Here is a 14,118-nt window from a genome sequence, read left to right on the forward strand (position 1 = left end):
ATATAATCATTCCGACTCTGAAATATGAGAGCGGGTTTGAAAAACGGTAACGACTCCTAAATACGAAAATGGCTTTAAAATGAAAGTCGGCATTAAGCCGACATTTCATACATCGTGTGAAGTTTTTCTTCCTTTTTCAGTGATTTCAGTTGCCTTAATACGAACCAAAGCGTAATCGCCGTTGCAAGCAAATCAGCTATCGGAAACGCGACCCAAACGCCCATTAATCCCAGGAAATAGGGGATGACAGCTAAAACCGGAATGATTGAAAACTGCCTAATGAGTGCCAAAATCAAAGAAGCGCGGGCTTGACCGAGTGCCTGCATGAAAGCGGAGCCGACAATCTGGAACGCGACAATCGGGATGCTGAGGTCGGCAATCCAATACGCAATCACGGCTTCATCAATCAGAGCCGTATCCGTGATGAATAAAGAAAACAGCTCCGCCGTGAAAATATAAGTCATCGCGCCGAGAACGAATGAAATCAAAATCGCCCAAAGGGATGCCGTCTTTAATATTTTTCGTACGCGGTCGTATTTTTTCGCGCCGTAATTGAAACCGGTTAACGGAATCATTCCTTGAACAACGCCCATTGCGGGAATGATCACAAAACCGAAAATGCGGTTGATTAAGCCGTAAATCGCAACGGATGAGTCATCGCCGTACATATTAACATTCCAAATGACGATAATGAACATAATCGCAAGCGAGCCTTCCCGAAGGAATTCGGAGAAACCGACTTTTCCGATGCCCCAAAAGGCCGTTTTATCAAATTTCAGCCATTTCAGACTGAATTTCAATTTGCTGATTTTGTAAAGATAAAAGATGAGAAGAAGAACGCTGAGCATCTGCGACATGATTGTTGCAATCGCGGCGCCTTGAATGCCCCAGCCGAATTCAAAGATGAAAATGTAATCTAAAATGATATTCGTCACGCTTGAAACCGCGTACATGCTCATTGAATATAGGGAATTTCCTTCCGCCATGACAATCGCGTTGATTGTGACCGTTAAAATTTGGAAAGTACATCCCAAAATAATCCAAAACATGTAATTATAAGCAAAAGGAAGCGTTGTTTCGGTAGCGCCGAAGACGAATAAAATCGGTTTTAAAAAGACCAGGCCGATAATCGTACAAATAATACCAACGACAAAAGCCATGATAATCATGTTCCCGACGCCTTTTTTAACGCGCCCGGAGTCGGATGCGCCGAATCCGCGGGATATGTATGACGAGCCGCCGACACCGACGCCGGCTGCGGCTGAGAGCAGCAAATGCGCGACCGGAAACGCGACAGCAAGCGCTGCGAGTCCCAAGACGCCTTCTTCGCCGAGTCCGCGCCCGACAAAAACAGAATCGACTAAGCCGTAAAGTGTTTGAATCACAAGACCGATAATTGCAGGCGCGGCCAGCCAAGCCAAAGCTTTATTGATACTGCCGCTGCCCATCAAGACATGTTTGTCAACCATAAAATATATTCACTGTCCCCTGTTCCGGAATATTCAAAGAATATACCGTTATGAACCGTACGGATTTTAATTTTTGTTATTACTGATGCCTGATTTGCCTGTGGCTGCCCGGCGGCATTGTTCAAAAAGAACATGATATGAAAGCGGAATTTTTCTCCGCTTTCACAATAAATTTATTTTTCAATTTACGGCTCAGTGCAGGAAATGTCTCATGCCTGTGAAAACAAGAGAAACGCCCAACCGGTCAGCCGTCGCAATGACTTCCGCGTCACGGATGGAGCCGCCCGGTGATAAAATGTAGCGAAGGCCGAATTCGTTTGCGTAAATAACACTGTCATCGAACGGGAAGAACGCATCGGATGCCATAACGCACTCGGAAAAGACTTGTTTGACATAGTCTTCGTATGTCATCGCTTTTTGAAGTTCTTCGTTTCTGTCATACATTTCTTTTAAATTGTTTCTCGCTTTAGGCGCTGCCAATTTGCCGATAGAGTCGACACGGTTGGGCTGGCCCGCGCCCATGCCGAGCAGCATGTAACAGCCCGGTTCATATTCGTAAGCGATTGAAATGGAATTGGATTTGATGCATTTGCAGGCACTCATCGCGAATTCAGAGAGACCTTTCTTGGAATCCGGGAATTGCGCTTTCGTTACAACATCCCATTTTTCGAAAAGACCGATGTCACGGGTTTGTTCCAAAAGGCCGCCGGTGACATGTTTGTAAACATATTCATTGTCAAACGGCTTGTCAAATCCGACAAGTTCCAAAAGGCGAAGCGTTTCGCTTTTGTTTTTAAGCATTTCAAGCGCTTCGGGCTCAAAAGCCGGCGCAATGATAATTTCAATGAATTTTTTATCCAACAGTTTGGCGGTTTCAACGTCGAACGGACGGTTCACACAAACAATACTGCCGAACGCGGAAATCGGATCTCCGTCCCACGCGGCGAGGAATGCTTCTTTAAGCGTTTTTCCGGTTGCCAAACCGCACGGATTGTTGTGTTTGACAATAACGACGGCCGGGTCTTTGCTGTTTAAATCTTTCAGCGTCAGAAGCGCATTGTCCATGTCAATATAATTATTGTAAGACAATTCTTTGCCGTGGAGCTGCTTGGCGTTTGAGAGATTCGGTCCCGTTCCCGTCAATTCTTTGTAATAAGTTGCTTCTTGATGCCAGTTTTCGCCGTAGCGGAGTTTTTCGCCGCCGGTATAGGAAAGACGCTTGACCTTTTCGCCCAAAATCGCTTTGCTGAGGTAAGTGTCAACCGCGCTGTCATAGTCTGCCGTGTGACGGAATGCTTTTACTGCCAGCTTCTTTTTCAAATCGTAAGAAATATCGCCGGTTTTGGTGAGTTCGTCGGCAACCGCGGCGTAATCAGCCGGGTCACAAATTACGGTCACTGATGCGAAATTCTTTGCAGCGGACCGGAGCAGCGTCGGGCCGCCGATGTCAATATTCTCAATGGCATCTTCCAGCGTCACGTCGGACTTTGCTACGGTTTCTCTGAACGGATAAAGGTTGACGGCGACAATATCAATTGCCGTAATGCCGTTTGCTTCGGCTTGTTTCATGTGGTCGGGATTATCGCGAAGATAAAGCAAACCGCCGTGAACTTTCGGGTGAAGCGTTTTCACGCGTCCATCCATCATTTCGGGGAAACCCGTGATGTCTGAAACGTCTTTAACTTCGATACCTTCTTTTTTAAGCAAAGCGGAGGTTCCGCCTGTTGAAATAATTTCAAAGCCGTTTTGAATGAGTGCTTTTGCAAATTCTGAAACGCCTGTTTTATCTGAAACACTGATCAGTGCTCTTTTGGTCAAAAAATCACCTTAAAATTTCGAGCCGGTTCGAGATGAATCGAAGCGGGTTGAAAATGTATTTTATATTTGAATTATTTTATAATTTATTTTTTGGATTAAACCCCGTTAAAAATCCGCTCGAAAAATAAATACTTTTTGAGCAAAAACATTCGGTTGACGGAAAAACGGACATCGACAAAAAAACTTATCAATCTTGCATGACTCTGATTAAATCAGAATATTCTCTTTGCTGCGCAGATTTGCGTTTTTCTGATATTTTCCGCGCAGTGAATCTATTCGTTTCAACGGTAAGGTCTGCAAAAATGAATCACACAGATAAGCGGTATGAACAAGGAAAAGCCCTTCTTTCCGAAGGCAGAAATGATGAAGCAATTACGGTTTTAGAATCATTGACACAGGATATGCCGAAATTCAAAAAGGCATGGGAGAAATTGTCTTTTGCTTATCTCAATTCGGGCCGTCCCGAAGATGCCGTCCGCTGTTATGAAGAAGTTTTGATTCGTTACCCCAAAGACGCTTTTGCGCTTTACCAAAAATCCGTTTTGGAAGAAAAAACCGGGCAGCTTGACGCCGCGCTTGAATCAATCGAAAAGGCTCTCAAATACGAACCGGAGAACGCGGAATACTTGTATTCCAAAGGTTTTGTTCTTTACAGAAAGAAACGCTTGAATGACGCCATCGGCTGGTTTGATAAAGCGCTTCATATCGATCCGTTTTTCTTTGCGGCGGCTGATTACAAATGCTTATGTCTGATGACGCTCGGCATTTACGATGAATTGATTTTTTCCTGCAGCGACTACATTGACCGCTTCAAAGATTTTACCGGTCAGGCTCCGTCCGTAGATGTCGATCACGGCGGCGAACTCTTCGGCAAGGAATCTGAAGTGATTCAAAAAGAAGATATTTGGCATCTTTACAGCTATCTCTCCTTTTCATACATGAAGCTCGGGGCTTTCCGCCAGGCGGAAGAAATTTTGCTCAAGGAGCTTGAATTTGATTACGAAAAATCCCGCGTTTATTATTATCTCGGCTTGGTTCAAAATGCGCTTGACAAATATGAACAAGCGGCTTCTTCTTATGAACTCTCCCTTGAATCCGAGCCTGATTTTACAGCAGCCCGCATCAATTTGGGATTGGTTTATGCAAAAGCCGCGGAAGCCGAAACCCGAAACGCAGGCAGCATCTCTGCGCGTGCCGATGAGTTGTTCCAAAAATCACTTTCCGTTTTGGAAGACGTTTTAAAAACAGAATCTGAAAATTTAAGCGTTCTTTATGAAGCCGGCCGAATCTATTTAAAACTCGGCGACATCGAAAAGGCGGAAAAAGCGTTTGAAGATGTTCTTCGTCTTGATCCGGGCTTTGTTCCCGTTTATGAATATTTGGCAAAAATGAAGTTCAACAGCGGTGATTACGAAACCGCGCTTTCTTATTTGTCTGATGCTCAAATCAAGGATCCGTTCAATTACGAAGTTATGAATTTAACAGGCGTTATTTATTCCAAAAAAGGCGATAACGAATTCGCTCTGAAATGTTTAAAACATGCCGAAATGCTGGATCCGGCCTGCCCGAAAGCGCATTACAACAAAGCGCTGATTTTCATGAAAGAAGAACGTTTCGAAGAAGCGGCAGCAGAGCTTTCTCAAGTTCATGAAACGAATGCCGAAGAAAACGGCATTTCTTACGCCAAAGTTTTAAATTTCTACGGAACCGCGCTTCAAAATTTGAATCGGTCAGAAGAAGCGCTTGCCGTTTTTGAACAGCTTCAGGCAATGACGCCCGAAGATGAAAGCGTCAGCGAAATCGTTTTCTGTTTGAAAAATGAAGTGAAATTATAATCAAAAATGAATTTCTAAGAGTTATTTTATGAATTTTTATTTTTATGAATTTTTGTTTTTTATAAAATTTTATTTTTTATTCTCTCGGAATTCTTAAATAAGCTTCATAAAGCCGTTTTTCATATTCTTCTTTCTCTTTTTCCGTTTTTTGTTTTGTTCCGTCCCAATTCAGTCCGTTTTGTCCTCTCCAAATTTGCAATCTCATCTCTTCATCCATTCTTTTTGATGCCCTTTTTGATTCTTCAATTTCTTCAGGAGTTTTTTTTGGTGCCTTTCCAACATATGTATACACTTCATCGAAAGTTTCGTAGTTCATGACATCACTTCTTTAAAATCTCAATTTCAAATACGGTTATTTCTTTATCAGTTGTTTTATTTATATTTGATGAAATCGGCAAAACAGGTTTTCTCATTTCTTTTATTTTCCAGTTTATATTTCGAGGCAGAAGGATTTCTTCTTCACTATCATCAATATACAATGCCTGACTTTTCTCTTTTAATATTAATTGAAAAAGAATCGGGTCCTCCGTATTTATATACTTTAAAGCGCGGTTTATATCTAAACTGTAACTTCCGAATGCTTTTTCAATATATGTTCTATCTGTTTCTATTCCATTAAGCCAGTCTGTATTGCCTAAACCTTTAAACAATGTATATTCTTTATCGGTTATGCTTTTTGAAATCGCGCTCTCAATATTTTGTATATTGAATTCAATTTCTTTTCTTTCTTCTACTGTTATTTTGTTTCTAAATTCCAAATCTCGACAGTATGAATTTATCATAAAACACCATGATTTATTGACCCAATTTTCGGGAATTTCAAAACTCCAATCCTGTTTTTGATTGTTCCAAAAATGAATATCTTGATAGTTCCCGATTGATGTTTTCTCTTTCGGGAGTAAATCTTCTCGTTCTAAAAACGGACACAAAAAAGAGTTATTGCTGCCGTATTCGGGTCGTTTTTCCAAAACAATATTTCCGATTCTGTTCGAAAATAACTCGGCAGCGTTTTCAGATGGAATGAAAATTTTCTTCATACCATCCGTTTAATGAAAATGAACATAAGCAAATCGTTTTTTTCAAAATGCAAAAAATTAAATATTGTTTTTATTTCTCCCTTTTTCCAGTTCTCGCTCAACGATTTTCATGGCGCATAAATCGCCGCACATGGAACACGCTTCCGATCCGGAACTGCGCGCTTCTCTAACGGCGCGGGCGTGGTCGGGATCAATTGCCAAGCTGTACTGTTTCTCCCAGTTCAGATTTTTGCGCGCCAAGCCCATCGCATCGTCACGCTCTTTTGCTCTGTCCCGAACGCCTTCTTTGACAAGATCCGTTGCGTGCGCTGCAATTTGCGCGACCTGCATTCCGGTTTTGATGTCTTCTGCGGTCGGTAGTGCCAGGTGCTCGGACGGGCTGACCATGCACAAGAAATCTGTTCCTGCCATGCCGGCGATGGAGCCGCCAATCGCTGATGTGATGTGGTCAAATCCGGGGGCGATGTCCGTGACAATCGGGCCGAGTAAATAAAGAGGCGCGTCATAGCACGTTTCTTTCATGAATTTGACGCTCATTTCAATTTTATCGAGCGGAACGTGCCCCGGGCCTTCGACAAATGTTTGAACGTCGGCGGCGCGTGATCTTTTGACAAGTTCGCCAAGGACGAGAATTTCTTCAAACATCGGACCGTCGGCAGCATCATGAATACAGCCGGGGCGCATGCCGTCACCGAGGCTGAGCGTCACGTCAAATTCTTGAGCGATTTCAAGCAGATAATCAAATTCAGCGTAAAACGGATTTTCGGCATCGTTATGACTCATCCAAGCGACTGTAAACGAGCCGCCGCGGCTGACGACATCTGTGATTCTGCCGGCTTTCATCAGCTTGTCAACGGTGTTTTTGTTAATTCCGGCATGAACCGTTACGAAATCAACGCCTTGCTCGGCATGGCGGCGAACGGCGTTAAACATGTCATCGCTTGTCATTTCAACAACCATCAGCGCGGTTGCGGCGGCATCATAGAGCGGAACCGTTCCGACGGGAACGTCAACTTCCGCTAAAATCCGTTCGCGAATTTTATCCAAATCACCGCCGGTTGATAAATCCATAATTGCGCCGGCGCCGTATTTGACGGCAATTTTGGCTTTGTTGACTTCATCTTCCATATTTTTGTAATCGCGGGAAGTGCCGACGTTAGCGTTGATTTTTGTGCTCATGAATTTGCCGATTCCGACAGGCTTTGTATTGCGGTTTACGTTTTTCGGGATGGTGACCAAACCTTTTGCAACCAAAGAACAAAGTTTTTCAGAATCAATATTTTCGGCTTTCGCAACGGCTTTTATTGTTTCGCCGATTTTGCCGTTTCGGCAGTCTTTCATGAGTGTTGTCTGTGTCATAGGCTTTCACTTACATCATTGACTTATAAATACTATTTGAAACAGCCGCCGGGCGATTGGTTAATTATCATTCCGGTTTTATTCCTCTGACAAAACGACGCTTAAATTAAACAAAAAGTCTTATATATTTGACATAATTTGTCATATATGTGACACAACTTTCAGTAAGCTATTTTGAAGGAATGTGAAAACATGACAAAAAATTTAAAAATCAAAGCCGCGCGCGCTGCCAAAGACATGACACAAAAAGATTTGGCGGAAGCAGTCGGCGTGACGAGGCAAACAATGAACGCAATTGAGATGGGTGATTACAACCCGACGCTCAATCTGTGCATTTCCATCTGCAAAGTCTTGGGAAAAACATTAGACGAATTATTCTGGGAGGAATAAAATGGCTGAAACAAAATCAAAATTAGATTCATATTACTCTAAACATTACGATGAAAGACAATTGATTAGCAGATACAGAATTTCTTTTGAAACCATGTGGCTGACGCTTATTTTAATTTTCATCAGCGGTATGTTTAAAGTTTTTTACGGCCCGTGGGCGGCAGATAATACTGAAATGATGGTTCTGCTTTCACTTCCGACAACTTATTTTGCGGTTCGGGCTGTTTGGAAAGGCGCATATTTCTCAATTCAACAGAAATCGTATACTTGGACAATTGTCAGTTTTACATTTGTCGGTCTTTTAAACCTTGCCGCATTCATTATTTCTATTATAAACGGCGGCACTGTTATTGAAAATGGTATACTTTCTGAAAATCTGTTCCAATTTTTCTTGGCACTTCCGTTTTTAGCACTCGTTATTACATATGCCGTTAAGAAAATCATGAGCAAAAACGAAGAAGATGAAGAACCGGACGAATAATCAAAAAAGACAAACACGAGAAGACAAATCAAAAAAAACAGAACGGAAAATCCGTTCTGTAAACTTTTTTTAAATTATTTTTAATTTTGAAATTAAATGGCTTTCTTTTCTTCCGGCTTGATGAAGTCGGTCAAAATGCCCATGGACTGAAGTGTTTCCATGATTTCTTTGTAAGCCAAATAGATTTCAACTTGGGCCACTTCCGTGCTTTCAACGCGCGGTTCTGCTGCAATCCAAATTTCCTGTTCATTGTTGCCGCGTGAAATCATCGGGCAGGAGAGCAGGTCAGCGTGGGTGAGACGGTAAACCGAGTTGTTGCCGGAAGACGTAAACCAAGCTTCATTCTTGGCTCTGAGGTCTGTGATAAAGCGGTCCCAGTTCAAAGGCGTAGATGCTTTCAAATCCAACTGCAAGTGTTCGCGCTCGCCGTTGACTTCTGCCTGGAGAACGTCGCGGTAGCCGCTGTAGTCAGTTGAAGCTTTGTTAACGCCGGAAACTTCGTCTCTTTCAAGTGTTTTGGCTTCGTCTTCAAAGAACGGCGCCAAGTTGTAGACGGAAGATCTCTTGGTCCTCAAAGAAACCACAATCAATGCGAGTGCACTGAGCGCCATACTGATAATGACACCGTGGCAGGTCAAAATGGCGTATCCGGTGAGGTCCATGCTGAGCGCTTCTAAGTAGTAAACGCCGTCTGCATTTGTTCCCATCATGAGGTCAATTAAAACCATGCCGATCTGCGCGACTGCGCCGACAACCAACGAGGCGATGGCACCTTCTTTCGTGGCACGCTTCCAGTACAAACCGACCATGAGCGGGAAGAAGTATGCCGCACTGGCAATGTAGGTTGCGATGTGGATGTATTCAATGATGTTGATGTTTGTAAACGCAATCAAAGTCGCGCCGATGATAATAATCAAAACGGCGACCCTGTTGACAATTTTCAATTCTTTCATTGTCGCGTCGGGTTTGATGTATCTCTGGTAAATGTCACGGGAGATTGTGGAACCGCCGGATGTCGCGAATGTGTCCATACAAGACATTGCGGCAGCGGTCAAACCGAGTGCGATTGCGATAACGCCGACAGTTGAGAAATTGTTTAAAGTGTAGCTCAAAAGCGCAATTTCAGCTTCTCCCATGTTTGAAATTTCCGGGAAAAGATAGCGAAGGCCGAGACCCAAAAGGCAGCAAGCAACGCCAAAAATCAAGAAAATCAAGAGTGAGCCGAGGAAGAAACCATTTCTGGCGTTCTTTTCATCTTTTGCGGCCCAAACTTTCTGCCATTGATCGTGTTCGGAAATCCATCCGGGAATGATTGCGACACAGAAAATGATGACCAACGGAAGACCGATTGAGAACGGATTCCACCAGCCTGTGCCTGATTGGGACGTTGAAACGAAGTCACCGATTGAAAGCGCGCTGACATCGGATGCCGTGAACAAAACGGCAATGGTCAAGAAGATCGTGACAGTTGCCAAAAGGATGTACTGAATCACGTCGGTCCAAACGACAGCGGACAATCCGCCGAGCAAAACGTATGCCGAAACCGCGACCGCGATTAAAATGGCAGCGTAAATCGGATCAAGACCGAAGAAAACGTTGAAAATAAGCATCAAACCGGAAACATCAGCTGCTGCGAAAAACATCATAACAATTGCAACAATAATTGCCACCGGGAGGCGGATGGAACCGGCATATCTCTGTTCTAAAAGTTCGGGCTGTGTGATCGCCGGCAAGCTTTTGATTTTGGAAACCAAAAGGCCGATCACGAAAAGTGCAATCACATTGGGTGCCGCGAATGTCCAAATTGAACCCAAGCCGCCAAGTAAATAAGATGCTGTTACCGCTAAAATACCGCCGCCTGTAATCCAGGAGGCCGCTGCGGAGAAACCGATCGGGATGTAACCGATTTTTCTTCCGGCAAGCCAAAAGTCAACAACCGACTTTTGTTTCTTGCTGTAGTACCAACCGATGGCAAGCAATACAAAAATGTAAATTGCCAGGCAGATACCAAACATTGCTAACATGTTCATAAAAATCACCTGTATTATTAATCAAAATTAAAACCCTTTATTGGCTGTTTTTTGATTTCCGCTCAGAAAACAACCGATTTCACAATTCCTCATTTTTGAATGTGAATAAAATTGAAAATGTGAATATATTCATTTTAATGTTTCGTTCATTTTAGTTGAGTTAAATTCAACTTTAATTGATTTATTCGGTTCAGTGTTGCCTTTTTTAAAAAAGAGTTTTTGCAATTAAATTGAAGCTGAATTAAATTCGTTTCAGTCAGAGAGTTTTTATTCTCATTTTCCTATGTTCTATTAAATTCAAAGATACAGTGAAAGTCAAAACAAGTTCAATTGAAATAAAAAAGGAATTTAAAATGCCGGCAGAAACCAATTCTCAAAAAAAATACCGCAATGAAATCGCGCGTAAGTTTCTGCATATGTGCTCTTTCTTAATCGTGATTTTCATTTATTTCGTTGACAAAACAACCGCCTGCATTGTCATCGGGGTGCTTTTGCTGCTGCTTTTTATCGGCAACACGATCATTCTTTCAACCCGCTTCAAAATCATCAATGATTTCAAAGTCAAATATTTCTCTTTCCTGTTGCGAGACGATGAAAAATATGGTTATATCAGTTCCAACTGGTTCCTTCTCGGCTGTTTCCTCTCGGTTTTGCTGTTCCCGCAGTTCGTCGCGATGCTTGCAATTACCATTCTTATATTCGGCGACGCTTTCGCTGCACTCGTCGGCATGAAATTCGGAAAACACAAATTTAAAAACGGAAAATCCTTGGAAGGAACGCTCGGATTTATCGTCGTCTCCTATCTGTTTTTGGCAGCATTTGCCATCCTTTTAAAACTTGACTCTGTTTTCCTTCTCTCAGCAGCAATCGCCATTCCGATTGTCGCCGTCGTTGAAATTTACAGTAAACAAATCAAAATTGACGACAATCTCACCATCCCGATCGTTTTCGGTTTTTTAATGGTCCTTCTCATGTTCATTTTTGAAAAAACCGGATTGTTTTGATTTTTATCTCTTTGAAAATCAGCATGGTCGCGCGAGTGCTACAATATTTTGGTATTTTTCAAAACCTGTCATCTTTTTTTGAAAATTTAAAACCGGGGGGTGATTATTGAAAAATAGTGGGGTCGACAGTGATGGCGGCGAACGGAACCGGCAAGGTAACCGCAGCAAACGGAAACGGTTAGGTAGCAGTGGTAAACGGAAACGGCAAGGTAGCAGTGGTAATCGGAAACGGTTAGGTAGCAGTGGTAATCGGAAACGGTTAGGTAGCAGTGGTAATCGGAAACGGTTAGGTAGCAGTGGTAATCGGAAACGGTTAGGTAGCAGTGCCACGTTCGCGCAAGCGAACGGATGTGATAAAAAAGAGCAGATGCACGCAGCAATGCAAACCTGACCGGCAGCAATGCAAACCTGACCGGCAGCAATGCAAACCTGACCGGCAGCAATGCAAACCTGACCGGCAGCAATGCAAACCTGACCGGCTGCAATACAAATCCTGTCGACAGCAATGCAAACCTGACCGGTAACATCAAACCTGACCGGTAACATCAAACCTGACCGGCAGCAATGCAAACCTGACCGGCAGTAATGCAAACCTGATCGGCAGCATCAAATCTGACAGGCAGCATCAATCTACTCGGCAACACCAAAAACAGGTTATAAAAATGGGCTAACTAATTCAGGTGTTCAAATTATAATCTATGACCGAAAAAGAAGATGCAACTCGTCCGGCTTCTAAATAACTTCATCAAATTCTAAACTTTTCTAATTAGTAATGAATCCTCTCTTGTTGTGTTATTGTTATATAATCACCACAATGTTTATTTATTAATAAAATTTTATTTAATGTATAATTTAATATTCCAAATATGGTATGATTTGACGCTTTAAAGTCATACCAAAAACATTTGATTGATAACTATTGCCGATCCCCTGAAATATAGGCAGAAACCGCAATACCGCAAAGGGTGATTCTTATTAAATACAAAAATCGTTTATTTATGTTGCTTACGGCGACAATTATTGTTTTGCTAATGTTGAGTGGATTGGCTTTTGCTACCGATCTCTCTGTTAAACAAATTTCACTCGTAGATGGAGATCATATTTTTTCGACAGCTACTCTTGATGGGGCTAACTATTTAGAGCTGACAGGAGAAATGAACGGAACCGTTACTATTTCTGACAACATGAATATTATTTTGAATGACGTAATAATTAATCAAACAAACAATAGCTTGTCAGGGGCTTTTATTATTGATGACGGATACACCGTTACTATTTATCTGGCCGACGGGTCTGAAAATGATATTACCGGCTCCAACGGTTTCGGCAACGACGCTGATACACTTTTGGGAGCAGGAAAAGCAGGCATATCCGTTCACGAAAATTCATCTCTTATTATCGACTCAATTGTTTTGGATGAGGGTGTTTATTCTTTTGTTAATGTTCAAGGAACGGGTAAATTAACTGCCAAAGGCGGTATTGGCAGTCACGATCTGGGCGGTGATATCTTTTCCGGAAGCGGTGCCGGTATTGGCGGTCGCGGCGGTTATCCTGAAAATGAATATACAAAAGAAGGCGCGCCCGTCGGCAACATTTCTATCTTTAACGGTGATATTACAGCAATCGGTGGCGATTCTACGGTTTCTCATATCGAGTCCGGTTCTATTAAAGATTCTGTTGGGCCCGGTCGTGATATTGGTGGTGGCAGCGGGGGTCGTAAAAACAGCAAAAGCGATGGCGGTGGTTATGGCGGTTCTGTTAACTCGATTACAATTTCAGGCGGAATTATAAATGCCACTAAATATGGCATCGGCGGCGGCCACGGTGGTGACAAAACGACCGGTGCCGGCGGCGGTAACGGTGGTTCGGGTGACATTAACATTTCCGGCGGTATAATCACTATAGGTTCCGAATATGGGAATTTAATCGGTGGCGGCGATGGCGGCGACTCCTCCAATGGCAAGTTTGGCGAAACACAAGGCACCGGCGGCGGCGGGTCTATTAATATTGGCGGAAATGCAGTCCTTTTCATTCCTGCTGATGTTGATCCTTCTAATCTGACCGGTGTGATATCGGCAGGATGTAACGGTGACGACGGTGATACTCAAGGCACTGTTACTGTAATTGTCGACGGTACTATTAACACAAATAATATTATTTCCGGAGATTGCGCTGTTTTTAATGCAAACGGCGGTATGTTTACAGATGATAATCTCTTTTGGAGTTTTAATCTCGATTCTTCTCCTTCATTGTCAGATGCAACATCACAAATGCCTTCGGTGGCAAAACCGGGTTATACTTTGTCGGGCTGGGCTGAATCTGCTTCAGACAGTTCAATTTTGCCGAATGATACGGGACTTTCAAAGGTCGTCTATTATGCGGTTTGGACTCCTGCACTTTCTGAATACACAGTTACCTGGAAGAATGACAACGGCGTTGTCCTCAAAACTGACATTGTTGCTTACGGTGCTTTCCCGACTTATAGCGGCGAAACCCCTGTCAAATCTTCCGATGCCGAATTCAATTATGTTTTCCGCGGCTGGTCTCCTTCCATTGATGCTGTGGCCGGCGACGTGATTTACACGGCTCAATATGATGAAATTCGCAGGTCTTACGAAGTTACTTGGCAGAACTTCGACCTGACCGAACTCAAAGTCGATACTGTGCTTTACGGCACAACTCCCGTTTATAACGG

Annotated in this window: 11 protein-coding genes and 1 pseudogene; 5 read left to right on the forward strand and 7 right to left on the reverse strand. The window is 43.0% G+C overall.

The window, feature by feature from the left end; genetic code table 11:
- Window positions 1-92: 92 nt before the first annotated feature.
- Entirely contained in the window at window positions 93-1,469 is a 1,377-nt protein-coding gene (locus tag C7391_RS08005; protein WP_133518034.1) for an MATE family efflux transporter, read from the reverse strand.
- Between the two features lie 192 nt (window positions 1,470-1,661).
- The gene (gene purH / locus C7391_RS08010) at window positions 1,662-3,287 is read right to left on the reverse strand and encodes a bifunctional phosphoribosylaminoimidazolecarboxamide formyltransferase/IMP cyclohydrolase (protein ID WP_133518035.1); all 1,626 of its coding nucleotides are present in this window, start codon (window positions 3,285-3,287) and stop codon (window positions 1,662-1,664) included.
- A 197-nt stretch (window positions 3,288-3,484) separates the two neighbouring features.
- Here purH and C7391_RS08015 point away from each other — a divergent pair, with 197 nt between their 5' ends.
- Entirely contained in the window at window positions 3,485-5,122 is a 1,638-nt protein-coding gene (locus tag C7391_RS08015) for a tetratricopeptide repeat protein (protein ID WP_133518036.1), read from the forward strand.
- A gap of 76 nt (window positions 5,123-5,198) precedes the next feature.
- Here C7391_RS08015 and C7391_RS08020 read toward each other — a convergent pair whose 3' ends face one another.
- The 3 genes from C7391_RS08020 to thiC all read right to left on the reverse strand — a co-directional run bounded on the left by C7391_RS08020 (window position 5,199) and on the right by thiC (window position 7,518).
- A complete protein-coding gene (locus C7391_RS08020; RefSeq protein ID WP_133518037.1) occupies window positions 5,199-5,438 on the reverse strand; it encodes a hypothetical protein in 240 nt (79 codons plus the stop codon).
- Between the two features lie 4 nt (window positions 5,439-5,442).
- Window positions 5,443-6,090, reverse strand: coding sequence for an ADP-ribosyltransferase (locus tag C7391_RS08025; protein WP_166627463.1), 648 nt, complete (start codon window positions 6,088-6,090; stop codon window positions 5,443-5,445).
- Window positions 6,091-6,216: 126 nt separating this feature from the next.
- Entirely contained in the window at window positions 6,217-7,518 is a 1,302-nt protein-coding gene (gene thiC, locus C7391_RS08030) for a phosphomethylpyrimidine synthase ThiC (RefSeq protein WP_133518039.1), read from the reverse strand.
- A gap of 192 nt (window positions 7,519-7,710) precedes the next feature.
- On the opposite strand from thiC, the gene C7391_RS08035 reads away from it, so the two are divergent.
- The gene (locus C7391_RS08035) at window positions 7,711-7,908 is read left to right on the forward strand and encodes a helix-turn-helix transcriptional regulator (RefSeq protein ID WP_133518040.1); all 198 of its coding nucleotides are present in this window, start codon (window positions 7,711-7,713) and stop codon (window positions 7,906-7,908) included.
- A 1-nt stretch (window position 7,909) separates the two neighbouring features.
- Window positions 7,910-8,389 carry a DUF6773 family protein gene (locus C7391_RS08040; RefSeq protein ID WP_133518041.1) on the forward strand — a complete coding sequence of 160 codons (480 nt, stop codon included), beginning with the start codon at window positions 7,910-7,912 and terminating at the stop codon, window positions 8,387-8,389.
- A 92-nt stretch (window positions 8,390-8,481) separates the two neighbouring features.
- On the opposite strand, the gene C7391_RS08045 is transcribed toward C7391_RS08040, so the two are convergent.
- Complete coding sequence (locus C7391_RS08045; RefSeq protein WP_133518042.1) at window positions 8,482-10,419, reverse strand: sodium:solute symporter family protein; 1,938 nt, start codon at window positions 10,417-10,419, stop codon at window positions 8,482-8,484.
- Window positions 10,420-10,772: 353 nt separating this feature from the next.
- On the opposite strand from C7391_RS08045, the gene C7391_RS08050 reads away from it, so the two are divergent.
- A complete protein-coding gene (locus C7391_RS08050) occupies window positions 10,773-11,423 on the forward strand; it encodes a diacylglycerol/polyprenol kinase family protein (RefSeq protein WP_133518043.1) in 651 nt (216 codons plus the stop codon).
- Window positions 11,424-11,509: 86 nt separating this feature from the next.
- Here C7391_RS08050 and C7391_RS08055 read toward each other — a convergent pair whose 3' ends face one another.
- Entirely contained in the window at window positions 11,510-11,950 is a 441-nt protein-coding gene (locus C7391_RS08055; RefSeq protein ID WP_133518044.1) for a hypothetical protein, read from the reverse strand.
- Between the two features lie 627 nt (window positions 11,951-12,577).
- Here C7391_RS08055 and C7391_RS08060 point away from each other — a divergent pair.
- Window positions 12,578-14,118 (forward strand): annotated as a pseudogene (locus C7391_RS08060) (hypothetical protein); the annotation flags it as partial.

It is taken from the genome of Methanimicrococcus blatticola, assembly GCF_004363215.1.
In the GTDB taxonomy this organism is placed as follows: domain Archaea; phylum Halobacteriota; class Methanosarcinia; order Methanosarcinales; family Methanosarcinaceae; genus Methanimicrococcus; species Methanimicrococcus blatticola.